Origin of the sequence: Rubrivivax gelatinosus (genome assembly GCF_004340905.1) — a bacterium.
Taxonomy (GTDB): domain Bacteria; phylum Pseudomonadota; class Gammaproteobacteria; order Burkholderiales; family Burkholderiaceae_C; genus Rubrivivax; species Rubrivivax gelatinosus.
Map to the genome: position 1 here is coordinate 93,233 of NZ_SLXD01000016.1, position 22,207 is coordinate 115,439.

Sequence of the window (22,207 nt, forward strand, 5' to 3'; positions counted from 1 at the left end):
AAGAACCTCCGGGCTTGCAGAATCAAGGACTTGGGCGCGCTGGACGCAGCTTCTGCACAAAGTTATCCACAGAAGCTGTGGGCAGGTCCGAAAAGCCTTCCGACACAAGGACTTGGGGACGATCCTTGAGAAGCCACCGAGCTTTCGCACGCAAGTGACGAGCCGATGACGAACCGTATCGCCGTCGCCGTCGAGACACCCCAGCACACGGGGGTCGGCGTGCTCGACTACCTCGCCGACCAGGCCTGGCCACCCGGCACGCTGCTGCGCGTGCCGCTGGGGCGGCGCGAGGTGCCGGGCATCGTCTGGCACCGCGCCGGCGACACCGAGCTCGCCGACGACGCGCTGCGCCCGGCCGGCCCGCCGCTGCAGGCGCTGCCGCCGCTGGGCGAGGCCTGGCGCCGGCTGGTCGAGTTCGCCGCCGGCTACTACCAGCGGGGGGTCGGCGAACTGGCGCTGTCGGTGCTGCCGCCCGAGCTGCGCAAGCTCGACGACGTGCAGCTCGCGCGCCGCGTCGCCAAGCTGGCCAAACTCGCACCGCCGCCGGCCGCCGAGCCACCACCACGGCCCGAGCCCAGCGCCGAACAGCAGGCCGCGCTGGCCGCCCTGGCCGAAGGCACGGCGCCGGCGCTGCTGCACGGCGTCACGGGCAGCGGCAAGACCGAGGTCTATCTGCGCGCCGCCGAACAGGCGCTGGACGCCGGCGGCCAGGTGCTGGTGCTGGTGCCCGAGATCAACCTGACACCGCAGCTCGAAGCACGATTCGCCGCGCGTTTCCCCGGCCGGCGCCTGGTGAGCCTGCACAGCGCGCTGACGCCGGCGCAGCGGCTGAAGAACTGGCTGCAGGCCCACCTGGGCACGGCCGACCTGGTGCTCGGCACGCGGCTGGCGGTGTTCGCGTCGCTGCCGCGGCTGGGGCTGGTCGTCGTCGACGAGGAGCACGACCCCTCGTTCAAGCAGCAGGAAGGCGCCCGCTACTCGGCGCGCGACCTGGCCGTCTGGCGCGCCCACGACGCCGGCGTGCCGGTGCTGCTGGGCTCGGCGACGCCGTCGCTGGAGACCTGGCAGCGCGTGCAGGAAGGCCGCTACCGGCGGCTGGCGCTGGACGCACGCATCGGCGGCGGCGCGATGCCGCGCGTGCGCGTCTTCGACATGGGCCGGCTGCCGCGCCAGCGCGGTGTCGACGCGCCGGTGCTGGCGCCGCCGGTGCTCGACGCGCTCAAGCAGCGGCTCGAACGCGGCGAGCAGAGCCTGCTGCTGCTCAACCGCCGCGGCTACGCGCCGGTGCTGCACTGCGGCGAATGCGGCTGGAAGAGCGGCTGCCCGCACTGCAGCGCCTGGCGCGTCTTCCACAAGGGCGACCGCACGCTGCGCTGCCACCACTGCGGCTTCACCGAACGCGTGCCGCGCGCCTGCCCCGACTGCGGCAACCAGGACATCGCGCCGATCGGCCGCGGCACCGAGAAGCTCGCCGAGCAGCTGGCCGAACTGCTGCCCGAGGCGCGTGTCGCTCGCATCGACGCCGACAGCACACGCGGCGCTGGCGCGCTGGAGCAGCAGCTGGGCGCGGTGCACGCCGGCGAGGTCGACGTGCTGGTCGGCACGCAGATGGTGGCCAAGGGCCACGACTTCCGCCGCATCACGCTGGTCGTCGCGGTGAACCCGGATTCGGCGCTGTTCGCCAGCGACTTCCGCGCCCCCGAGCGCCTGTTCGCGCTGCTGATGCAGGCCGCCGGCCGCGCCGGGCGCGACGCCGAGCAGGCGGCACGCAGCGAGATGTGGATCCAGACCTGGAACCCGAAACACGCGCTGTTCGACGCGCTGAAGCGCCACGACTACGCGGCGTTTGCCGCCAGCCAGCTCGAGGAGCGCCGCAGCGCCGGGCTGCCGCCGTTCAGCCACCTGGCGCTGCTGCGGGCGGAAGCCAAGAGCGCCGAGGTCGCCACCGCCTTCCTCGACGAAGCCGCGACGCTGGCCGAGGGCGTCGAGACGATCGGCCTGTACCCGGCGGTGCCGCCGGCGGTGTCGCGCGTGGCCGACGTCGAACGTGTGCAGATGCTCGTCGAGTCGACGTCGCGGCCGGCGCTGCAGCGTTTCCTCGCCGGCTGGCTGCCGCAGCTGCACGCGCTGCGCCCGCATCACAAAGGCCTGATCCGCTGGGCCGTCGACGTCGACCCGCTGGCAATCTGAACATGCATCTGGACCTGCTGCACCTGGCGATCGAGGTCGCCGCGACGCTGGCCTTCTTCACCGCCGGGCTGCTGGCGGCGGCGCGCAAGCGGCTGGACGTCGTCGGCTCGTTCTCGGTGGCCTGTCTGTCGGCCTTCGGCGGCGGCACGATGCGCGACCTGCTGCTCGACCGCCGGCCCTTCTTCTGGGTCGACAACGCCGACTGGCTGTGGGGGCTGATGCTGCTGACGCTGCTGGCGATGCGTTACCTCGACCACCGCCACGTCTCGACGACGCAGCGTGCGATCCAGTGGCCCGACGCGCTGGGCCTGGGCCTGTTCGCCGCCAGCGGCACGCAGATCGCGCTGGCCGCCGGCATGCCGCCGCTGATCGCGGTGCTGATGGGCACGATGACCGCGGCCTGCGGCGGCGTGCTGCGCGACATCGCCTGCGCCGAGGTGCCGACGGCCTTCAACGACCACCAGCCTTACGCCCTTTGCGCCTTCGTCGGCGGCTGGCTGGTCGTGCTCGGCGAGCACTGGGGCTGGCCGCCGGGCCCCAGCCTGGCCGCCGGCGCCGCGCTGGCTTTCGGCCTGCGTGCCGGGACGCTGTGGCGCGACCTGCGCCTGCCGGAGTGGCGCGCCGGCCGGCGCTGAAACGGGAACGCCGTTTGCCGTTTCGCGGCTTTGCTTTCCGCGGAGCCCGCGCATGGCGGACTGGATCACCGGCTTCATCGAGACCCACGGCTACTGGGCCATCGCGGCGCTGATGGCGCTGGAGAACGTGCTGCCGCCGATCCCGTCGGAGCTGATCATGCCCTTCGCCGGGTTCCACGCCGCGCGGGGCACGCTGGACCCGGCACTGGTCGTCGCCGCCGGCGCCGCCGGTTCGCTGGCCGGCACGCTGCCCTGGTACTGGCTCGGCCAGCGTCTGGGGCAGCGCCGGCTGGAGCACCTGGCCGAACGCCACGGCCGCTGGCTGACGGTGTCGCGCGACGAGGTCGAACGTGCGACACGCTGGTTCGAGCGCCACGACGCCCGCGCCGTCTTCGGCGGCCGGCTGGTGCCGGCGGTGCGCAGCGTGATCTCGGCGCCGGCCGGCGTCGCACGCATGGCGCTGCCGCGTTTCCTGCTGTGGTCCACCGCCGGCACGCTGATCTGGTGTTCGGCGCTGGCCGGCGCCGGCTTCACGCTGGGCGAGCGCCACGAAGCGGCGGCACGCTGGATCGGCCCGGTGTCCGAGGCCATCGTCGTCGCCGCGCTCGCCGCCTGGTTGTGGCGCGTGCTGCGCCGGCGCTGATCAGCCCGGCTGCACGCCCATCCAGGCCACCAGCGCGCTGAAGCTGAAGAAGGCCAGCGCCGTCGAGACCATCACCACGCGCGCCACCGGCCCGGCGTCGGCGCGGTAGCGCTCGGCCAGCAGCGGCACGTTGCTCGCGCTGGGCAGCGCGGCGGCCAGCGTCAGCACCATCGCCTGCTCGGGCGACAGCGGCACGCCCAGCACGATCAGCCCCAGCGCCAGCGCGGCCACCAGCGCCGGGTGCACCACGAGCTTGACCGCGGTGATCGCCGCCACGCCGCCCCAGCGCGTGCCGTGGCCGGCGCGCTGGCCGGCGCGCCAGAGCACGGCGCCGACGGTGAACAGCGCCACCGGCGTCGCGGCGTCGGCCAGCATGCGGACCAGCACGTCCACCGGCCCCGGCAGGCCGACGCCGGCGACCGAGAACACGGCGCCCAGCGCCGTCGCCCAGGGCAGCGGGTTGCCGAAGGCGCCGCGCAAAGCCAGCGCCAGCGCGCGCCGCGTGCCGTGGCCGGCGGCGTCGCCGGCCTGGGCGAGCGCGATGCACAGCGAACTCGTCACGAAGACGTCGATCAGCAGCACCGCGATCGTCGGCCCGGCGGCCTGCGGCCCGAGCAGGCCGACGAGCAGCGGCACACCCATGAAACCCGAGTTCGGGAAGGTCGCGACGAGCGCGCCGAAGGACGCGTTCTTCAACCCGGCGCGGCGCCACGTGAAGCCCAGCACGCCGCCGACGACGACCGCCGCCGCGCCCAGCCAGCACAGCAGCACCGCCGGGTCGAGCAGCTGCGAGATCGGCGTCGCCATCGCCAGGCGCAGCAGCATCGCCGGCAGCGCGAAACACTGGACGAAGACGTTGAGGCCGGGGATCGCGCTCTCGGGCAGCAGATGCAGCCGGCCGGCGGCGTAACCCGCCGCCACCAGCGCGAAGAAGGGCGCCGTCACGGCGAGGATGGACAACATCGCCGCGAGTATCGCAATGGCTCGGCGTCCGAGCGGCGTCCGCCGCCCGGACGCCGAGCCTGCGGCTGTAACGCACAGCTCCCCCGAGCCCCCTCCAGGAGGGTGCTCCAGCTCGTTCGACGACACCCTCCAGCCTCCCTCCGTGAGGGAGGCTCCAGTCAGTCCGACGACCGCTTCATCGCCGACGATCGCTGACGAATTGGCCATGCGTTCTTCGACGTCCTGCTAGCCTCGCACCCGTCAGAGGAGGAAGCGATGGCCGACGAGACGAAACCCCGTTCCCGGACGATGCGTGTGCTGCACGGCCTGTGGTGGCTGGTGGACACCGGGCGCCGGGCGCTGCTGAACCTGCTGCTGCTGGCGGTGATCGCCGCCGTGGCCTGGACGCTGCTGCACCGCGGGCCGCCGCCGCTGGCGGACAAGACGGTGCTCGTCGTCAACCCGCAAGGCCCGGTGCGCGAGCAGTTCAGCGGCAGCCTGCGGGAGAACGCGCTGCAGAAGGCGCGTGGCTCGGAACTTGAGCAGACGCGGCTGCGCGACCTGCTGACCGCGCTGGACGCCGGCGCCACCGACGCGCGCATCACGAGCGCGCTGCTGGTGCTCGACGACTTCGCCGGCGCCGGGCTGCCGACGCTGCGCGAGGTGGCCGCCGCGGTCGACCGCTTCCGCGCCAGCGGCAAGAAGGTCGTCGCCTGGGGCTCGAACTACGACCAGCGCCAGTACTACCTCGCCGCGCACGCCGACGAGGTCTGGCTGCACCCGATGGGCGGCGTCGAGATCAGCGGCTACGGCGGCCGGCGCACCTACTTCAAGGACGCGCTGGAACAGCTGGGCGTCACCGCGCATGTGGTGCGCGCCGGGCGCTTCAAGAACGCCGCCGAGACCCTGGCCGCCAGCGGCCCGTCGCCGGAGACCGAAGAAGCCGACCGCGAGCTCTACGACGGCCTGTGGGCCGACTACACCGCGGCCGTCGAGCACGCCCGCCGCCTGCCGGCCGGCAGCCTGGCGCAGGCGATCGCCGAACTGCCCGAGCGCCTGGCCGCCGCCGGCGGCGACCCCGCCAAGCTCGCCGCCCGCGAAGGCCTGATCGACGCGATGAAGACCCGCGACCAGCTGCGCGCGGCGCTGATCGCTCGCGGCGAACGCGACGGCGAGAGCTTCCGCCAGATCGGCTTTGCCGACTACGCGGCACGTTTCACGCCGCCGGCGGCCGGCCCCGCGGTGGCGGTGGTCGTCGCCGAGGGCCCGATCGTCGACGGCGAGGCCGGCCCGGGCACGGTCGGCGGGCTGTCGACGGCGGCGCTGGTGCGGCGCGCACGCGACGACGATTCGGTGCGTGCCATCGTGCTGCGCGTGAACTCGCCCGGCGGCAGCGCCTTCGGTTCGGAGCTGATCCGGCGTGAGCTGGAACTCGCACGCAGCGCCGGCAAGCCGGTGGTCGTCTCGATGGGCGACGTCGCCGCTTCGGGCGGGTTCTGGATCTCGACCTCGGCCGACGAGATCGTCGCCGACCCGGCGACGATCACCGGCTCGATCGGCGTCATCGCCGTGCTGCCGACCGCCGAACGGGCGCTCGAACGCCTCGGGCTGAACACCGAGGGCTACCGCACGAGCTGGGCGGTCGACGCCTACGACCCGCGCACGCCGCTGGATCCGCGCATGGAGCAGGTGCTGCAGTCGACCATCGGCCATGTCTACGGCCAGTTCCTCGACCGTGTCGCCGCGGCGCGCAAGACGACGCCGGAACGCATCGACGAGATCGGCCAGGGCCGCGTCTGGAGCGGCGCACAGGCGCGTGTTCGCGGCCTCGTCGACCGCAGCGGCGGCCTGCGCGACGCGCTGGCCGTCGCCGCGGCGCGAGCCAAGCTCGCACCGGGCTACCGCGTGAAGTACATGGAGAAAGCCCCGGGCCGCGCCGAACGCCTGATGGCCTGGTTCGGCGGCCTGGGTGTCAGCGCGCTGCAGCCGGCGCTGGACGCCGCGCTGCCGCCGCCGCTGCCGGCGCCGCTGGCCGAGCTGAAGCAGCAGACCGCCTGGCTGCTGCAGGCCAGCGAGGGCCGCCGCCCGGCGGCCATGGCCCACTGCGAGTGCGCGGCGCCGTGAACCGCCGGCTGCCCGGCACAGCCGGGCGCAGCGCTCAGGCCGCCGCGACCAGCCCGGTGAACAGCGGGTCGCGGCGCGAGCGCGGCCGGTAGGCCGAGACGCGGCGCGCGATCTCGGCGATGTGGTCGGGCGTCGTGCCGCAGCAGCCGCCGACGATGTTGAGGAAACCCGCTTTCGCGAAGTCCTCCATCAGCGCGCCGGTGACCGGCGGCGTCTCGTCGAAGCCGGTCTCGCTCATCGGGTTGGGCAGGCCGGCGTTCGGGTAGCAGCTGACGTAGGTGTCGTCGGCGATGCGCGACAGCTCCTCGATGTAGGGCCGCATCAGCGCCGCGCCGAGCGCGCAGTTCAGGCCGATGGCCAGCGGCCGCGCATGGCGCACCGAGTGCCAGAACGCGCCCACCGTCTGCCCGGACAGGATGCGCCCGGAGGCGTCGGTGACGGTGCCCGAGACGACGACCGGCAGGCGCTCGCCGCGCGCTTCCATCAGCTCGTCGAGCGCGAAGATCGCCGCCTTGGCGTTGAGCGTGTCGAAGATCGTCTCGACGAGGAACAGGTCGACGCCGCCGTCGAGCAGCGCCTCGGCCTGCTCGCGGTAGGCGTCGCGCAGCTGGTCGAAGCTGACGTTGCGCGCGCCGGGGTCGTTGACGTCGGGGCTGATGCTGGCGGTGCGCGGCGTCGGGCCCAGCGCGCCGGCGACAAAACGCGGCTTGTCGGGCGTGGCCGCGGCGTCGGCGGCTTCGCGCGCGACGCGCGCCGACGCCAGGTTCATCTCGCGCGCCCAGTGCGCCAGGTCGTAGTCTTCCTGGGCGACGGTCGTCGCGCCGAAGGTGTTGGTCTCGATGATGTCGGCGCCGGCGGCCAGGTACTGGGCGTGGATCTCGCGGATCACGTCGGGCCGCGTGATCGACAGCAGGTCGTTGTTGCCCTTCAGGTCTTTCGGATGCTCGCGCAGCGCCTCGTTGCGGAAGTCGGCCTCGCCGAGCTTCCAGCGCTGGATCATCGTGCCCATCGCGCCGTCGATGACGACGATGCGCCGGGGCAGCAGGTCGGCCAGGGCCTGGCCGCGGGTGTAGGCGGGCGTGCGGGCGTTCATCGCCGCATTGTGCCCGCCCCTTCAGTGCAGGGTCAGCGGCTGCTGCGCGAGCTGGGCGTAGCCGGCGATGAAGTCGTCGAAGGCCTCGGGGCCGGGGTCGCGTTCGACCAGGTCCTGCACGCCGCGGCGAAAGCTCTCGGCGATCGCGCCCTCGATCCAGATGTCGGTGCGCGCGAGCTTGTCGACGATCTCGTAGCCGCCGCGCGCCGGGATGCCGGCTTCGGCCGGCAGTTCGACCCGGACGACGACGAAGGTGTCGGATTGGTACAGCATCTGCATGGGCCGCAGTTGGCCGCGCCGGCGGCCATTTCAAGAGCCGGCGGCGAGGAGGCGATGGTCGGCCTCGGCGCCGGTCTCGGCGACGCGGCTTCTCCAGCGCACCGGCAGCCAGCCGCGTGCCGGGTCCAGCCAGACCTCCAGCGCGGGCTCGTACGGGCGCTGCGCGGCGCTTTCCAGCCGCAGCGCGGCCAGCACCGGGCCGGCCGGCAGCGCCAGCGGCTCGACGCCGCGGACCTCGAACCGCCGCCAGCCGGCATCCCCCCGGGCGCCGGCGACGAAGAGTTCGACCGCCGCGCCGGGCCCGAAACGCTGCGGCGCCGCGGCGACGACGCCGGCCAGCTGCAGCAGCCAGCTCAGCCGGTCCTGCGCGCCGGGCTGCAGCGGCTGCTCGCCGGCGCCGCCCGAGAAGCTGATGCGGCCGAGCTCGCGGCGGAAGTTGGCCGCGCGCACGTCGCGCTGGCGCCGGCGCTCGACCAGGCGCTCGGGCTCCAGCCCGTGCACGCCGACGGTGCCGCGGCTGGCCCAGCCGTCGCCGGCGCCATCGGCCAGCTCGAGGCGGTAGCCGGCGGCATCGTGTTCGAAGTCCAGCCGCAGTTCGTCCTCGGCCTCGCCGCGGCGGCGCTGCCAGCGCAGCTGCTGCGGCGGCGGCAGCTGCACGGCGTACAGCGGCGGCGGCGCGAGCACCGCGGCCGGGTCCAGCGCCCGCGGCGCCACGCGGCGTGGTCTCGGCTCGGCCGGCGGCGGCAAGGGCTGCGCCACCGGCACCAGCACGACGCCGGCCACCGGCGACACCGTGCGCCCGGCCACCGGCGGCCGGTTCAGCGCGTCCAGCAGCACCAGGTGCAGCGCCGCCAGCCCGGCAGCCAGCGCCGCGGCCGCCGGCCAACGCCGGCTGCGGCGTGGGGGCGACACGGGGCGGGGCGCGGGCATCGCAGAATGCTGCCCGGTCCCCGAACCTCCGCCGATCCCCCTCGCCCATGAAACTTGCCACCCTGAAGGACGGGTCGCGCGACGGCCAGCTCGCCGTCGTCTCCCGCGACCTGAAGCAGGCCCACTTCGCCACCGGCATCGCCACCCGGCTGCAGCAGGTGCTCGACGACTGGAACTTCGTCAGCCCGCAGCTCGAGGACCTGTACACCGCGCTGAACCATGGCAAGGCGCGCCACGCTTTCGCCTTCGACACGCGCCAGTGCATGGCGCCGCTGCCGCGCGCCTGCCACTGGGTGCAGGTCGGCGCCTATCCCGACGCCGCCGAACGCGTGCTGCGTTCGCTCGGCGTCGAGCCGCCGGCCACGCTGCGCGAAGCGCCGCCGGTGCTGGCCGCCGCGGGCGACGGGCTGCTCGGCGCGCACGACGAGGTCGAGTTCGCCGCCGCCTCGACGCGGCGCGACTTCGGCCCGCAGCTGGCCGTCGTCACCGGCGACGTCACCGCCGGCACGCCGGCCGACCGTGCGCTCGACGGCGTGCGCCTGGTGCTGCTGGCCAACGCCTGGCGCGGCGACGACGGCGACGCCGCGCCGCCGGCGGCTTTCGCCCCGGTCGCCGTGACGCCCGAGGAACTGGGCGAGGCCTGGCGCGGCGGCAAGCTGGCGCTGACGGTCGAGACCCGCCTCGACGGCCGGCGCTTCGCCCGCCTGGACGCCGCCGCCGGCATGCGCTGGCATTTCGGCCGGCTGATCGCACGCGTGGCCGCGACCCGCGGCCTGGGCGCCGGCGCGATCGTCGGCAGCGGCACGATCGGCGCCAAGGACATCGCCGACGGCGCCGGCTGCCTGGCCGAGCGCCGCGCCGCCGAGGCCGCCGCGGGCACCGAGCCGACGACCACCTGGCTTGCAACCGGCTCGACGCTGCGCGTCGAAGCCTTCGCCGCCGACGGCTCCAGCCCCTTCGGCGCGATCGAACAACGTGTCTCGGAGATCGGCGAATGAAGCTCCTGGCCCGTTGGAAGCGCCGCCTTGCCACCGCCGTGCTCGCGCTCGGCGCGCTGCCGCCGGCGCTGGCGCAGGACTGCCCGCCGCCGGTGGACCCGACGCCGGCGCCGGCCGCCGACCGCGGCCCGCTGTGGACCCTCGAACGCGACGGCCACCGCTCCTGGCTCTACGGCACGCTGCACCTGGGCAAACCCGGCTGGACCGTGCCCGGCCCGCGCGTCGCGCAGGCGCTGGCCGGCGCCGACGTCGTCGCGCTCGAACTCGATCCCGACGACCCGGCGGTGCAGCGCGTCATCGTCACCGAGGCGCTGCGCCCGGTGCCGCCGCTGCCGCCGGCGCTGGCCGAGCGGCTGCAGCGCGCCGAACGCGCCGCCTGCGTCGACAACCCCGGCCTGGCCGCGCTGCACCCGGCGATGCGCGCCATCGTCGTCACGCTGGCCGAGGCGCGACGCGCCGGGCTGGACACCGCCTGGGGCCAGGAGCCCGCGCTGGCGACCGCGGCCCGTGCCGGCGGCCGCAGGCTCGTCGCGCTGGAGACCGCCGAAGCCCAGGCGGCGCTGCTGATGCCGCGCGAGGCGAAGGCCATCGCCGCCACGGTGGAGCGTTCGCTGCAGCCGCTGGAGTCGGGCGGCGGCACCGAGCAGCTGCGGCGCCTGGCCAGCGCCTGGGAACGCGCCGACGTCGCGACGCTGGAAGACTACGAGCAGTGGTGCGACTGCGTCGCCGACGACGCCGACCGCGCCGCGCTGCACGAACTGATCGACGCCCGCAACCCGGCGCTGGCCGACGCGATCGAGGCCGAACACGCACGTGGTGGCCGCGTGTTCGCCGCCGTCGGCGCGATGCACATGGTGGGCGAGCAGGGCCTGCCCAGGCTGCTGGCCGCACGCGGTTTCGTCGTGCGCGCCGTGACGCCGGCGCGCTGAACGGCCACCGGCGCACAATGGACCGACAACGCCACAGGAGGAGACCGCCATGACGGGTGCCACCGACTTCGCGAAGATGCTGCCGGGCTACGACTTCCTGCAGGGCCTGCTGCAGAACGCCGGCGCCGGGATGCCGAACATCGGCCAGTGGATCGCGCCGACGCTGAACCCCGACGAGCTGGAGAAACGCATCTCCGAGCTGCGCACGGTGCAGTTCTGGCTCGAACAGAACGCACGCCTGCTGGGCACGACGATCCAGGCGCTGGAGGTGCAGCGCATGACGCTGTCGACGCTGCGCTCGATGAACGTGCCGATGCCCGACCTGCGCGAGGCGCTGAAGCTGCATCCGCAGCCTGCCGCGGCGCCCGAAGCGGCCACGCCGGCCGCCGAGGAACCGCCCAAGGCGCCGCCGGCGATCGACCCGATGCAGTGGTGGGGTGCACTCACCAAGCAGTTCGGCGACATCGCCAGCGCCGCGATGCCGGACGCGCGCGGTGCCGCCACGCCGGCCGCGGCAGCGGCGAAGAAAACCGCCCGCCCGGCCGCGGCGAAGAAACCCGCGGCCAAACGCATCGCCGCCCCGCGGCGCCCCCGGTCGACCTGAAGCGCCAGCCGATGCCGAGCTTCGTCACCGGACACGCCACCCACCCCGACTGGCGCATGGCGCTGGCGCTGGCCGCGGCGCAGATCGACGCCGCGCGCGCCGCGCTGGAAGCCGGCCCCGGCGGCCCGCCGACGCTGGGCTTCGTCTACCTCACCGACGCCTACGCGCCGCAGGCCGAAGCGCTGCTCGACGAGCTGCGCCAGCGCTGGCCCGGCGTCGCCTGGGTCGGCAGCGTCGGTGTCGGCGTCGCCGCCAGCGGCGTCGAGTACTTCGACGAACCGGCGCTGGCGCTGATGCTCTGCGACCTGCCCGCCGGCTGCTTCGAGGTCTTCTCCGGCGTGCGCCCGCTGCACCGCATCGCCGCCTTCAGCGCGCTGGTGCACGCCGACCCGGCGACGCCCGAGCTCGCCGAGCTGATCGCCGAACTCAGCGACCGCGTCGACAGCGGCTATCTGTTCGGCGGCCTGGCCGCGTCGCGTTCGGCCACCGTGCACCTGGCCGACGGCGTCTGGCAGGGCGGCCTGTCCGGCGTCGCCTTCACCGAGGACGTCGCGCTGCTGTCGCGCGTGACGCAGGGCTGCCAGCCGGTGGGGCCGGTGCGCACGATCACGCGCGCCGAGCGCAACCTCGTTGCCGAGCTCGACGGCGCGCCCGCGCTGCCCTGCCTGCTGCACGACCTGGGGCTGGACGCGGCGCACGACCCGCGCGACGCGCTGCCGCGGCTGCGCGCCACGCTCGCCGGCCTGACCGACGGCGACCAGCAGGCCGTGGGCCGCGGCGGCCAGTTCGGCCCCGAGGTGCGGGTGCGCCATCTGGTCGGCCTGGACCCGGGCCGCAAGGCGGTCGCACTCACCGACATCGTCGAGCCGGGCATGCGGCTGGCGTTCTGCACGCGCGACGTCGACGCCGCCCGGCGCGACCTGGTGCGCATCTGCAGCGAGATCCGCGAGGAACTCAGCCCGGCGGCGCCCGACGCGCCGGGCAGCGCGCTGGCGGGCCGCCGCATCGAGGGCGCGATCTACGTCAGCTGCGCCGGCCGCGGCGGGCCGCACTTCGGCGGCGCCTCGGCCGAACTGCAGATCGTGCGCCATGCACTCGGCGACGTGCCGCTGGTCGGCTTCTTCGCCGGCGGCGAGATCGCGCACCGCCACGTCTACGGCTATACCGGGGTGCTGACGGTCTTCACCGGCCGGGCCTGAAAGCGGAGGTAAGCCGGCGCGGGCCCTTGTTGCGTGCTGCCCCCCGGCCGCATGCGGGCACAACAAGGGCTTACAGCGTCGCGGCGCGGTGACGGCTACCTTCACGGACCCGTCGGCCGCGCACGATGAACGACCAGCCCTCCACGCCAGAACGTCTCGCCCAGGCCGCGCACGCGCTGCCCCCCGGCGTCAGCGCCTGGCCGCCCGGGCACCGGCTCGGCGGCTTCGAGTTCCGCGGCGTCGTCGCCGTGCGCAGCACCTCGATCGTCTACCGCGGCTGGGACCACGGGCTGGAAGTGCCGGTGGCGCTGAAGGAGTACCTGCCGGCCGCGCTGGCGCGGCGCGGGCCTTATGGCGACATCGGGCCGGCAGAGCCGGCGCAGGCCGAGCTCTTCGAACACGGCCTGCGCGCCTTCATCGACGAAGGCCGGCGGCTGGCGCGCTGCGACCACCCGTCGATCGCGCGTGTCCTGCATCTGCTGCCGGCGCACGGCGGCGCCTGCCTGGTGATGCCCTGGTACGCCGGCCGGCCGCTGGCCGAGCTGCGGCGCGAGATGAGCGGCCCGCCCGACGAACCGGCGCTGCGTGCACTGCTCGACGCCCTGCTGGCCGCACTGCACGAGTGGCACCGCGTCAACGGCGTGCACGGCGGCCTGCATCCGGCCGGCGTGCTGCTGCTCGACGACGACCGGCCGCTGCTGCTGGGGCCCGGTTATGCCGAACGTGCGATTGCCCTCGGCGGCCCGGCGATGGCCGCGCTGGAGCCCGGTTTCGCCGCACCCGAGATCGACGAGGACCCGGCGCGCATCGGCTCCTGGAGCGACGTCTTCGCGCTCGCGCAGCTGGCGCGTTTCGCGATCACCGGCCTGCTGCCGCCACCGGCGGGGCGCACGACGGAGCCTCTGGCGGCGGTCGTCGAACGGCTGTTCTTCGATCACCCGTCGGCGCGCTACGGTCCGGCGCTGCTGGCGACGCTGGACGCCGCGGTGTCGCCCGACATCGCCGCGCGGCCGCAGAGCATCGTCGAGTTCGCCGCCTGGCTGGCCAACGGCCCGCCGCGCCGCAGCGCCACGGCACGCGCCGAACCGGCGATCGACGTCGAACTCGACCTCCCGGCGCCGGAACCGGCGCCGGTTCCGGCACCCGCGGCGGCCCCCGCGGCCGCACGCCCCGGGCCACGAGGCCGACTGGGCCGCGGCGCCACGAACCCGGGGCACACGCCGGACTGGTCGCGCTGGCCCGAAGAAACGCCCCCCGCCGGCGCGGCCCCCGCGGCCGGCGCGGCCGCGTCGACCCCGGAACGTGTCGCCGCCGCACGCCACGGCGCCCGGCGCGACCCGCCGCTGGTGCCTTTCCAGTTCGAGCCCGCCACGACACCCGGGCCGATGCCCGCCCGGCCCGCTGCCGACGAGGAGCCCGACGCCGCCACCGTGGACCTGATCCAGCGCGTCATCGAGACCCTCCCGCCGGCACCGCCGCGGCGTGATGGCGCGGCACGCGAGCCTGCCGCGCCGCCCGCCACGCCGCCCGCGCCGACCGCACGCACGCTGCCGCTGGAGCCGCCCCCGCGCGACAGCGTGATGCGCTGGATGCTCGCCGCCCTGGGCCTGGCTGCCGCGCTCGGCCTGGGTTTGTGGTGGCATGAGACCCGCGGCCCCGATGCCCGACCGGCCACCCTGCAGGCGCAGCCGGCCGCCGCCGCCCCGGTGGCACCGGCCTCGCAGCCGGTGCTCGCCGAGCCCGCCGAGCCCGCCGCGCCGCCGCCGGTGGCCGTCGAGACGCCGCCCGTCGTCCCGGCCGATCCCGCGCCGCCGCCGGCCGCGCCGCCGCCGCGCGAGGAGTTCCTCGACCCGCCCCCCCGTGCCGCCGGCCCGGCCACGCCGCGGGCCGCGTGCGGCGAGCGCAGCGGCTTTGCGCTCTACCGCTGCTTCCAGCAGCAGTGCGATCGTGCGGCCTGGGCGCGCCACGCGCAGTGCGTGGAGTTCCGCGCCACCGACCGCGTGCCCGGATGAGCGACAGCCGACGGCACGGAAGGCCCTGACCCCGGGGCGGCGCGGGACGTGCCCCGCGCGCTACAGTCCTCCGCAGCCCGCCGCCAGCTCCCCGCGCATGAACGCACCCCTGCCCGCCGACGCCGCGACTTCCGCCGCCGAGGCCCCGCCCGACGCCGCCACGCGCGCCCGCCGCCAGGCCGAGGTCGTCGCCGCGCTGGGCAAGGTGCTGCCGGCGCACGCGCTGCTCTGGCAGCGCGAGGACACCACGCCCTACGAGTGCGACGGCCTCACCGCCTACCGCCAGCTGCCGCTGGCCGTCGCGCTGCCCGAGACCGAGGCCCAGGTCTCGGGCGTGCTGCGCGCCTGCCACGCGCTGGGCGTGCCGGTGGTCGCACGCGGCGCCGGCACGGGGCTGTCGGGCGGCGCGATGCCGCACGCGCTGGGCGTGACGCTGTCGCTGGCCAAGTTCAACCGCATCCTCGCCATCGACCCGCTGGCGCGCACGGCCACCGTGCAGTGCGGCGTGCGCAACCTGGCCATCAGCGAAGCGGCGGCGCCGCACGGCCTGTACTACGCACCCGACCCGTCGAGCCAGATCGCCTGCACGATCGGCGGCAACGTCGCCGAGAACTCCGGCGGCGTGCACTGCCTGAAGTACGGGCTGACGATCCACAACGTGCTGCGTGTGCGCGGCTTCACCGCCGAGGGCGAGGCCGTCGAGTTCGGCGGCCTGGCGCTGGACGCGCCGGGGCTGGACCTGCTGGCCGCGGTCATCGGCAGCGAAGGCATGCTGGCCGTCGCCACCGAGGTCACGGTGCGCCTGGTGCCCAAGCCGCAGCTCGCACGCTGCATCATGGCCAGCTTCGACGACGTGCGCCGTGCCGGCGACGCGGTCGCGGCGATCATCGCCGCCGGCATCATCCCCGCCGGGCTGGAGATGATGGACAAGCCGATGACTGCCGCGGTCGAGGACTTCGTGCACGCCGGCTACGACCTGACGGCCGAGGCCATCCTGCTGTGCGAGAGCGACGGCACGCCCGAGGAAGTGGCCGAAGAGGTGAAGCGCATGCTGGACGTGCTGACCGGCTGCGGCGCGACGCGGCTGGAGGTCAGCCGCGACGAGGCCCAGCGGCTGCGTTTCTGGAGCGGGCGCAAGAACGCCTTCCCGGCTTCGGGCCGCATCAGCCCGGACTACCTCTGCATGGACTCGACGATCCCGCGCAAGCGCCTGGCCGACATCCTGCTCGCCATCCAGCAGATGGAGCAGACCTACGGCCTGCGCTGCGCCAACGTCTTCCACGCCGGCGACGGCAACCTGCACCCGCTGATCCTCTACGACGCCAACGACCCCGACCAGCTGCGCCGCTGCGAGGCCTTCGGTGCCGACATCCTGGAGACCAGCGTGCGCCTGGGCGGCACGATCACCGGCGAGCACGGTGTCGGCGTCGAGAAGCTGGCCAGCATGTGCGTGCAGTTCAGCCCCGAGGAACGCGCCCAGATGGCGGCGCTGAAGACCGCCTTCGACCCCGCCGGGCTGCTGAACCCCGGCAAGGTGATCCCGACGCTGGTGCGCTGCGTCGAAGGCGGCAAGCAGCACGTGCGGCGCGGCCTGCTGGCCTTCGCGGAACTGGAGCGTTTCTGACGATGACGGCACACGATGACGCGGCCCTGGGCCGCCTGGTCGAACGCGTGCGGGCCGCGGCGGCCGACGGCACGAAGCTCGAGATCGTCGGCGGCGGCAGCAAACGCTGGCACGGCGAAGCGCCCGCCGGCGAGCCGCTGCAGACGGCGGATCTGGCCGGCATCAGCTCCTACGAGCCGAGCGAACTGGTCGTCACCGCACGCGCCGGCACGCCGCTGGCCGAGCTGGAGGCGGCGCTGGCCGAACGTGGCCAGTGGCTGGCCTTCGAGCCGCCGCGTTTCGAAGCTGGTGGCACCGTCGGCGGCATGGTCGCCGCGGGCCTGGCCGGCCCCGGCCGCGCGGCCTCGGGCAGCGTGCGCGACTTCGTGCTCGGCGCGACGATGCTCAGCGGCCGCGCCGAGGTGCTCACCTTCGGCGGCCAGGTGATGAAGAACGTCGCCGGCTACGACGTGCCGCGGCTGCTGGCCGGCTCGCTGGGCGTGCTGGGCCTGATCTGCGAGGTCTCGCTGAAGGTGCTGCCGCGGCCGCCGGCGGTGGCCACGCTGCGTTACGAGTTCGGCGAAGCCGAGGCGCTGCAGCGCCTGGCGGCCTGGTCGGCGCAGCCGCTGCCGATCTCGGCCAGTGCCTGGTGGGACGGCACGCTGGTGCTGCGCCTGGCCGGCGCCGCCGCCGCGGTGCAGTCGGCCTACGAGAAGCTGGGCGGCGAACCGATCGCGCCGACGCTGGCCGACGGCTTCTGGACCGGGCTGCGGGACCAGCAGGACGAGTTCTTCGCCGGCGCCCGCGCGGCGGTCGACCGTGGCGCCGCGCTGTGGCGGCTGTCGCTGCCGCCGACCGCACCGCCGCTGGGCCTGGCCGGCGAGCAGCTGATCGAATGGGGCGGCGGCCAGCGCTGGCTGTGCACGCCGCTGCCGGCCGCCGCGGTGCGCGCCGCCGCGGCGGCCGCCGGCGGCCACGCGACACGCTGGCGCGGCGCCGGCGACGGGCCGGTGTTCACGCCGCCCAAACCGCCGCTGGACCGGCTGCACCGCCAGCTGAAGGACGCTTTCGACCCGGCGCGCGTCTTCAACCCCGGCCGCCTGTTCCCGGATCTCTGACGATGCTCGACTACTACAAGCGCCGCGCCGCCTACTACGAACGCGTCTATCACAAGCCCGAGCGCCAGGCCGACCTGCGTGCGATGGAAGCCTCGCTGGCGGCGCCGTTCGCCGGCCGGCGTGTGCTCGAGATCGCCTGCGGCACCGGCTGGTGGACACCGCACGCCGCGCGCGACGCGCGGCGCTGGCTGGCCACCGACGCCAACCCCGAGACGATGGACGTCGCACGCGCCAAGGCGCTGCCGGCGGCCGTCGAGTTCCGCCAGGTCGACGCCTACACGCTGGACGGCCTGGGCGACGAGTCCTTCGACGCCGCGTTCGCCGGCTGCTGGTGGAGCCACGTGGCGCTGCAGGCCCTGCCCGGCTGGCTGGCGACGCTGCACGCGCGGCTGGAACCCGGCGCGCGTGTCGTCATGCTGGACAACAGCTTCGTGCAGACGAGCAGCACGCCGCTGACGCGCCGCGACGAAGCCGGCAACACCTACCAGGACCGCGTGCTCGACGACGGCAGCGTGCACGAGGTGCTGAAGAACTTCCCGACGCCCGACGAGGCTTCCGCCGTGCTCGGCCCGCGGGCCCGCGATCCGCGCTGGACCGCGTACGAGCACTACTGGGTGCTCGACTACACGCTCGCCTGATGCAGACCCATCTGTCGCCCGAGTTCCGCGGCACGCCCGAAGGCGAGGAGGCCGAGGCCATCCTGCGCCAGTGCGTGCACTGCGGTTTCTGCACCGCCACCTGCCCGACCTACCAGCTGCTCGGCGACGAGCTCGACGGCCCGCGCGGCCGCATCTACCTGATCAAGCAGCTGCTCGAAGGCGCGCCGGTCACGCGCAGCACGCAGCTGCACCTGGACCGCTGCCTGACCTGCCGCAACTGCGAGAGCACCTGCCCCAGCGGCGTGCAGTACGGCCGCCTGGTCGACATCGGCCGCCATCTTGTCGAGCAGCGAGTCGAGCGCCCGCGAGGCGAACGCACGGCGCGCTGGCTGCTGAAGGAAGGCCTGACCTCGTCGGCCTTCGGCACGGCGGTGGCCGCCGGGCGCGCGCTGCGGCCGCTGCTGCCGGCGCGCCTGAAGGACAAGGTCACCGCCGCGCCGGGCGCGCGCGCCAGGCTCTGGCCGCAGCGCGAGCACAAGCGCAAGGTGCTGATGCTGCTGGGCTGCGTGCAGCCCTCGCTGGCGCCGAACATCAACTCGGCGACGGCGCGTGTGCTCGACGCCGCCGGCATCCAGACCCTGGTCGCCGACGAAGCCGGCTGCTGCGGCGCGATCCGCGGCCACCTCGGCGACACCGAGGGCTCGCTCGCGGACATGCGCCGCAACATCGACGCCTGGTGGCCGCTGATCCAGGGCCTGACCTCGCAGGGCCGTGTCGAGGCGCTCGTCCTCAACGCCTCGGCCTGCGGCTCGACGGTCAAGGAGTACGGCCTGGCGCTGGCGCAGGACCCGGCCTACGCCGCCAAGGCGCGCCGCGTCGCTGAACTCGCGCGCGACGTCGGCGAGCTGCTGCCGGACATCGTCGCCGCGCTCAGACCCCGGCTGAAGATCGCGCCCGGCACACGTGTCGCCTACCACCCGCCGTGTTCGCTGCAGCACGGCCAGAAGCTGCGTGGCGGCGTCGAGGACGGGCTGCGCGAGCTGGGTTTCGACGTGCGCCTGGCGGGCAGCGAGAGCCATTTGTGCTGCGGCTCGGCCGGCACCTACAGCGTGCTGCAGCCCGAGCTGTCTCAGGCGCTGCGCCGGCGCAAGCTGGCGAACCTGGAGCCGCTGGAAGCGGGCGTCATCGTCTCGGCCAACTTCGGCTGCATCCAGCACCTGCAGGGCGGCACGAAGACGCCGGTGCGGCACTGGATCGAGCTGCTGGACGAACTGATCGCCTGAATCGTGTCCTCAGGCGGCCGCGGGCACCGGCTGCGGCTTCGAACGCAGCGCCCAGGCGACGCCGGCGATCAGCAGCGCGATGCCGGCCAGCGTGTCGGCCGGCGGCCACTGGCCGCGCAGCACGAAGGCGTAGGCCAGGCCGGCCAGCGACTCGAAGACGATCAGCTGGCCGGCCAGCGTCGTCGGCAGGCGCTGGCTGGCTTCGTTCCAGCACAGCGTGCCCAGCCAGGAGCACAGCAGCGCGACGACCAGCATCAGGCCGACGAAACGCCAGGGCGTGGGCCCCAGCGGCCCGCCGAGGTCTATCCAGCCCGCGGCCGACGCTCCGGCCAGCATCAGCGCCCCGGTCAGGGCCAGCGGCAGCGTCGCCAGCCCCTGCGCAGTGGCCCAGGTCGACGGCGAGCGCTCGGGGTGGGCGCGCAGCCAGTCGGCGTTGCGGATCGGGTACCAGGTCCAGCAGGCCATCGCGCCGACGGCCAGCAGCGCGCCCAGGGCATAACGGCCGCGGTCGGCGTCGGGCGCGAGCTGCGCCAGCTCGGCGCGGTTGACCAGCGCCAGCCCGGCGGCGATCAGCAGCAGCGAAGGCGCGAGCTGGCGCCACGACAGCAGCCCGTCGCGGTGCCGGTTGCGGCGGTTGGAGGCCACCGCGATGACCAGCGGCAGCGTGCCGATGATCATCGTCGGCAGCGGCCCGCCGGCGCGCTGGATCGCCGAGGACAGCAGCAGGTAATAGAGCAGGTTGCCGACCAGCGCCAGGCGCAGCGCGTCGGCCCAGTCGGCGCGTGTCAGCTCGCGGATGCGCGCCCGGTCCAGCCAGGCCAGCGGCAGCGCGATCAGGCCGAAGGCGAGGTAGCGCCCGACCGACAGCATCGCCGGCGGGTAGGCCGCGAGCAGCAGCGGGGCGACGAAGATCAGCCCCCACATCAGCCCGGCGGCAAGGGCGAACAGGGTTCCGGAGACGAGCGCGGCACGGTGGGACATGGGCGCATCGTGCCGCGGCGGCGCGCGGCGGTCTTGTACCGGATTGCGCCGGCTTCGTCGGCACCGGCAAGGCTTCGTCGCACGGGATCGCCCAGCGCCGCGGCCCTGGCCAGAATCGACGGCTTCGCCGTCCACGAGACCTCCCGATGCCGCTTCGTACGCTGGCCGTCGCCGCCGCCCTGACCCTGGGCTCGGCCGCCACCCTCACGACCGCCCTGGCCGCCCCGGCGGCCGCTGCCTCCCGCGCCGACAACGCCGCCACGCGCGCCCTGCACGCCTTGTTCGCACGCCACTGGGAAGACAGCGCGCGCCTGTACCCCGAGTGGGCCACCTGGCGCGGCGACCACCGTTTCGACGACCGGCTGGGCGACGTCTCGCCCGAAGCCGAACGCGCCGCCACCGCGCAGGAGCGCCGCTGGCTGGCCGAGGCGCGGGCAATCCCGCGCGCGCGGCTGTCGCCGCAGGACCGCGTCTCGCTGGACCTGTTCATCGAGCAGCGCGAACGCCACCTCGCCGAGCAGCCGTTCGAAGGCTGGCGCAGCCTGCGCATCGAGGCGATGGGCGGCGTGCAGTCCGATTTCTCCAGCCTGCTGCGGATGATGCCGATGGACGGCCGCGCCGACGCCGCCAAGGTGCTGGCGCGCATGGCGGCGCTGCCGCGGCGCATCGACCAGGAGATCGCGCTGATGCGCCACGGCATGGCGCTGGGCTGGGTGCCGGCGGCGCCGGTGCTCGAGCGCGCCATCGCCCAGATCGACGCCCAGCTGCCCGCCGACCCGGCCGCCGGCCCCTTCTTCGAGCCTTTGCGCCGCCTGCCGCCGGCGATGGCCGAGGCCGAGCGCGCGGCGCTGCAGGCCCAGGGCCGCGAGGCGATCGAACGCGAGGTGCTGCCGGCGATGCGCCGGCTGCGCGACTTCGTCGCCGGCGAGTACCGCGCCAAGGCACCGGCCGACGGCTCGCTGGCGCACTACCCGGACGGCGCGCGTGTCTACGAGATGCTGGTGCGCCAGAGCACGACGACCGACCTGGGCGCCGACGCCATCCACGCGATCGGCCTGCGCGAGCTGGACCGGGACCGCGCCGAGATGGAGCGTGTGATGCGCTCGACCGGCTTCCAGGGCGACTTCGCGGCCTTTGTGAAGTGGCTCAACACCGACCCGCGTTTCTTCGTCTCCGGCCCCGAGGAGCTGCTGCTGCGCTACCAGGCGATGGCCAAGCGTTTCGACGCCGAGATGCCGCGCCTGTTCGCCGAGCTGCCGCGCGGCACCTACGGCGTGCGCGGCATGCCCGAGCACATGGGCCCCGACGCGTCCGAGTTCTACGAAGGCGGCGCCGTCGACGGCAGCCGGCCGGGCTGGTTCAACGCCAACCTCGTCGGCTGGCGCCAGCAGCCGACCTGGGGCATGGCGACCCTGGTCGCGCACGAGGCCGTGCCCGGCCACCACCTGCAGGGCGCGCGCGCGCTGGAGCTGCACGGCCTGCCCGAGTTCCGGCGCGAAGGCGGCGGCTACACCGCCTACGTCGAAGGCTGGGCGCTGTACGCCGAGACGCTGATGCGCGAGCTCGGCGCCTACGACGACCCGTACAGCCTGTTCGGCCATCTGCAGTGGCAGGCTTTCCGCGCCGCGCGCCTGGTCGTCGACACCGGCCTCCACGCCAAGGGCTGGAGCCGCCAGCAGGCGATCGACTTCATGGTCGAACGCACCGGCGTCGAACGCGCCTACGTCGAGGCCGAGGTCGACCGCTACACCTCCGACCCCGGCCAGGCGCTGGGCTACAGGGTCGGGCGGCTGAAGATCGACGAGCTGCGCGCGCGCGCCCAGGCGCGGCTGGGGACGAAGTTCGACCTGCGGCGCTTCCACAACGCGCTGATCGACCGCGGCGAGCTGCCGCTGACGACGCTGGAGGCGCTGGTCGACGAGTGGATCGCGCGAGAAGCGCGGCGCTGAGCTAGCTGTGAAGTGTCAACAGGTTCTTTCGGGGAACCAAGAGACGTGAGACCGGCGGCTTGAGGTCGATGCTGTGGTGTGGCCTGTGCCAGTTGT

The 22,207-nt window shown here is 74.5% G+C and carries 19 protein-coding genes; 14 read left to right on the top strand and 5 right to left on the bottom strand.

The window, feature by feature from the left end:
• Positions 1-165 precede the first annotated feature (165 nt).
• Genes EV684_RS21310 through EV684_RS21320 form a run of 3 tightly spaced genes read left to right on the top strand, consistent with a single transcriptional unit; the run spans position 166 to position 3,468 of the window.
• On the top strand, positions 166-2,190 hold the full coding sequence (locus EV684_RS21310; RefSeq protein ID WP_132649361.1) for a primosomal protein N': 2,025 nt from the start codon (positions 166-168) through the stop codon (positions 2,188-2,190).
• A 2-nt stretch (positions 2,191-2,192) separates the two neighbouring features.
• Positions 2,193-2,825: a trimeric intracellular cation channel family protein gene (locus EV684_RS21315; protein WP_132649362.1), complete on the top strand. Its 633-nt coding sequence runs from the start codon at positions 2,193-2,195 to the stop codon at positions 2,823-2,825.
• Positions 2,826-2,877: 52 nt separating this feature from the next.
• A complete protein-coding gene (locus tag EV684_RS21320; RefSeq protein ID WP_132649363.1) occupies positions 2,878-3,468 on the top strand; it encodes a DedA family protein in 591 nt (196 codons plus the stop codon).
• Here EV684_RS21320 and EV684_RS21325 read toward each other — a convergent pair whose 3' ends face one another.
• Complete coding sequence (locus tag EV684_RS21325; protein WP_132649364.1) at positions 3,469-4,431, bottom strand: AEC family transporter; 963 nt, start codon at positions 4,429-4,431, stop codon at positions 3,469-3,471.
• A 255-nt stretch (positions 4,432-4,686) separates the two neighbouring features.
• Between EV684_RS21325 and sppA the strand changes: the two genes are divergently transcribed.
• Complete coding sequence (gene sppA, locus EV684_RS21330) at positions 4,687-6,534, top strand: signal peptide peptidase SppA (RefSeq protein ID WP_242478730.1); 1,848 nt, start codon at positions 4,687-4,689, stop codon at positions 6,532-6,534.
• A 34-nt stretch (positions 6,535-6,568) separates the two neighbouring features.
• Here the strand turns inward: sppA and EV684_RS21335 are convergent, their stop codons facing one another.
• From EV684_RS21335 to EV684_RS21345, 3 genes are read right to left on the bottom strand one after another with little or no spacing between them, the layout of a single operon-like run.
• On the bottom strand, positions 6,569-7,627 hold the full coding sequence (locus EV684_RS21335) for a homocysteine S-methyltransferase family protein (RefSeq protein ID WP_132649365.1): 1,059 nt from the start codon (positions 7,625-7,627) through the stop codon (positions 6,569-6,571).
• 21 nt (positions 7,628-7,648) lie between these two features.
• Entirely contained in the window at positions 7,649-7,900 is a 252-nt protein-coding gene (locus EV684_RS21340) for a BTH_I0359 family protein (protein ID WP_310733572.1), read from the bottom strand.
• 36 nt (positions 7,901-7,936) lie between these two features.
• Positions 7,937-8,836 carry a DUF3108 domain-containing protein gene (locus EV684_RS21345; protein ID WP_207896861.1) on the bottom strand — a complete coding sequence of 300 codons (900 nt, stop codon included), beginning with the start codon at positions 8,834-8,836 and terminating at the stop codon, positions 7,937-7,939.
• Positions 8,837-8,883: 47 nt separating this feature from the next.
• Between EV684_RS21345 and EV684_RS21350 the strand changes: the two genes are divergently transcribed.
• The 9 genes from EV684_RS21350 to glcF all read left to right on the top strand — a co-directional run bounded on the left by EV684_RS21350 (position 8,884) and on the right by glcF (position 19,181).
• On the top strand, positions 8,884-9,834 hold the full coding sequence (locus EV684_RS21350) for a fumarylacetoacetate hydrolase family protein (protein WP_132649368.1): 951 nt from the start codon (positions 8,884-8,886) through the stop codon (positions 9,832-9,834).
• Complete coding sequence (locus tag EV684_RS21355; RefSeq protein WP_132649369.1) at positions 9,831-10,763, top strand: TraB/GumN family protein; 933 nt, start codon at positions 9,831-9,833, stop codon at positions 10,761-10,763. The genes EV684_RS21350 and EV684_RS21355 overlap by 4 nt, the downstream gene beginning before the upstream one ends.
• 49 nt (positions 10,764-10,812) lie before the next feature.
• Entirely contained in the window at positions 10,813-11,367 is a 555-nt protein-coding gene (locus EV684_RS21360) for a PhaM family polyhydroxyalkanoate granule multifunctional regulatory protein (protein ID WP_132649370.1), read from the top strand.
• Between the two features lie 11 nt (positions 11,368-11,378).
• Positions 11,379-12,566, top strand: a complete 1,188-nt coding sequence (locus EV684_RS21365; RefSeq protein WP_132649371.1) for an FIST signal transduction protein — start codon at positions 11,379-11,381, stop codon at positions 12,564-12,566.
• Positions 12,567-12,691: 125 nt separating this feature from the next.
• The gene (locus tag EV684_RS21370) at positions 12,692-14,578 is read left to right on the top strand and encodes a serine/threonine-protein kinase (protein WP_132649372.1); all 1,887 of its coding nucleotides are present in this window, start codon (positions 12,692-12,694) and stop codon (positions 14,576-14,578) included.
• Between the two features lie 97 nt (positions 14,579-14,675).
• Positions 14,676-16,202 carry an FAD-linked oxidase C-terminal domain-containing protein gene (locus EV684_RS21375; protein WP_132649373.1) on the top strand — a complete coding sequence of 509 codons (1,527 nt, stop codon included), beginning with the start codon at positions 14,676-14,678 and terminating at the stop codon, positions 16,200-16,202.
• A gap of 2 nt (positions 16,203-16,204) precedes the next feature.
• Positions 16,205-17,299 carry a glycolate oxidase subunit GlcE gene (glcE, locus tag EV684_RS21380; RefSeq protein WP_132649374.1) on the top strand — a complete coding sequence of 365 codons (1,095 nt, stop codon included), beginning with the start codon at positions 16,205-16,207 and terminating at the stop codon, positions 17,297-17,299.
• Positions 17,300-17,301: 2 nt separating this feature from the next.
• Positions 17,302-17,937 (top strand): class I SAM-dependent methyltransferase, encoded by a 636-nt coding sequence (locus EV684_RS21385; RefSeq protein ID WP_132649375.1) that lies wholly within the window; start codon positions 17,302-17,304, stop codon positions 17,935-17,937.
• On the top strand, positions 17,937-19,181 hold the full coding sequence (gene glcF / locus EV684_RS21390; protein ID WP_132649376.1) for a glycolate oxidase subunit GlcF: 1,245 nt from the start codon (positions 17,937-17,939) through the stop codon (positions 19,179-19,181). The genes EV684_RS21385 and glcF overlap by 1 nt, the downstream gene beginning before the upstream one ends.
• A gap of 9 nt (positions 19,182-19,190) precedes the next feature.
• Here the strand turns inward: glcF and EV684_RS21395 are convergent, their stop codons facing one another.
• Positions 19,191-20,162 carry a DMT family transporter gene (locus EV684_RS21395; protein WP_132649377.1) on the bottom strand — a complete coding sequence of 324 codons (972 nt, stop codon included), beginning with the start codon at positions 20,160-20,162 and terminating at the stop codon, positions 19,191-19,193.
• A gap of 146 nt (positions 20,163-20,308) precedes the next feature.
• On the opposite strand from EV684_RS21395, the gene EV684_RS21400 reads away from it, so the two are divergent.
• The gene (locus EV684_RS21400; RefSeq protein ID WP_132649378.1) at positions 20,309-22,111 is read left to right on the top strand and encodes a DUF885 domain-containing protein; all 1,803 of its coding nucleotides are present in this window, start codon (positions 20,309-20,311) and stop codon (positions 22,109-22,111) included.
• Positions 22,112-22,207: the final 96 nt, after the last annotated feature.

What these genes read in the sequence shown, in the direction of transcription:
- EV684_RS21310 (WP_132649361.1), top strand. Translation starts at nt 166, where the DNA reads ATGACGAACCGTATCGCCGTCGCCGTCGAGACACCCCAGCACACGGGG.
- EV684_RS21315 (WP_132649362.1), top strand. Translation starts at nt 2,193, where the DNA reads ATGCATCTGGACCTGCTGCACCTGGCGATCGAGGTCGCCGCGACGCTG.
- EV684_RS21320 (WP_132649363.1), top strand. Translation starts at nt 2,878, where the DNA reads ATGGCGGACTGGATCACCGGCTTCATCGAGACCCACGGCTACTGGGCC.
- EV684_RS21325 (WP_132649364.1), bottom strand. Translation starts at nt 4,431, where the DNA reads ATGTTGTCCATCCTCGCCGTGACGGCGCCCTTCTTCGCGCTGGTGGCG.
- sppA (WP_242478730.1), top strand. Translation starts at nt 4,687, where the DNA reads ATGGCCGACGAGACGAAACCCCGTTCCCGGACGATGCGTGTGCTGCAC.
- EV684_RS21335 (WP_132649365.1), bottom strand. Translation starts at nt 7,627, where the DNA reads ATGAACGCCCGCACGCCCGCCTACACCCGCGGCCAGGCCCTGGCCGAC.
- EV684_RS21340 (WP_310733572.1), bottom strand. Translation starts at nt 7,900, where the DNA reads ATGCTGTACCAATCCGACACCTTCGTCGTCGTCCGGGTCGAACTGCCG.
- EV684_RS21345 (WP_207896861.1), bottom strand. Translation starts at nt 8,836, where the DNA reads ATGCCCGCGCCCCGCCCCGTGTCGCCCCCACGCCGCAGCCGGCGTTGG.
- EV684_RS21350 (WP_132649368.1), top strand. Translation starts at nt 8,884, where the DNA reads ATGAAACTTGCCACCCTGAAGGACGGGTCGCGCGACGGCCAGCTCGCC.
- EV684_RS21355 (WP_132649369.1), top strand. Translation starts at nt 9,831, where the DNA reads ATGAAGCTCCTGGCCCGTTGGAAGCGCCGCCTTGCCACCGCCGTGCTC.
- EV684_RS21360 (WP_132649370.1), top strand. Translation starts at nt 10,813, where the DNA reads ATGACGGGTGCCACCGACTTCGCGAAGATGCTGCCGGGCTACGACTTC.
- EV684_RS21365 (WP_132649371.1), top strand. Translation starts at nt 11,379, where the DNA reads ATGCCGAGCTTCGTCACCGGACACGCCACCCACCCCGACTGGCGCATG.
- EV684_RS21370 (WP_132649372.1), top strand. Translation starts at nt 12,692, where the DNA reads ATGAACGACCAGCCCTCCACGCCAGAACGTCTCGCCCAGGCCGCGCAC.
- EV684_RS21375 (WP_132649373.1), top strand. Translation starts at nt 14,676, where the DNA reads ATGAACGCACCCCTGCCCGCCGACGCCGCGACTTCCGCCGCCGAGGCC.
- glcE (WP_132649374.1), top strand. Translation starts at nt 16,205, where the DNA reads ATGACGGCACACGATGACGCGGCCCTGGGCCGCCTGGTCGAACGCGTG.
- EV684_RS21385 (WP_132649375.1), top strand. Translation starts at nt 17,302, where the DNA reads ATGCTCGACTACTACAAGCGCCGCGCCGCCTACTACGAACGCGTCTAT.
- glcF (WP_132649376.1), top strand. Translation starts at nt 17,937, where the DNA reads ATGCAGACCCATCTGTCGCCCGAGTTCCGCGGCACGCCCGAAGGCGAG.
- EV684_RS21395 (WP_132649377.1), bottom strand. Translation starts at nt 20,162, where the DNA reads ATGTCCCACCGTGCCGCGCTCGTCTCCGGAACCCTGTTCGCCCTTGCC.
- EV684_RS21400 (WP_132649378.1), top strand. Translation starts at nt 20,309, where the DNA reads ATGCCGCTTCGTACGCTGGCCGTCGCCGCCGCCCTGACCCTGGGCTCG.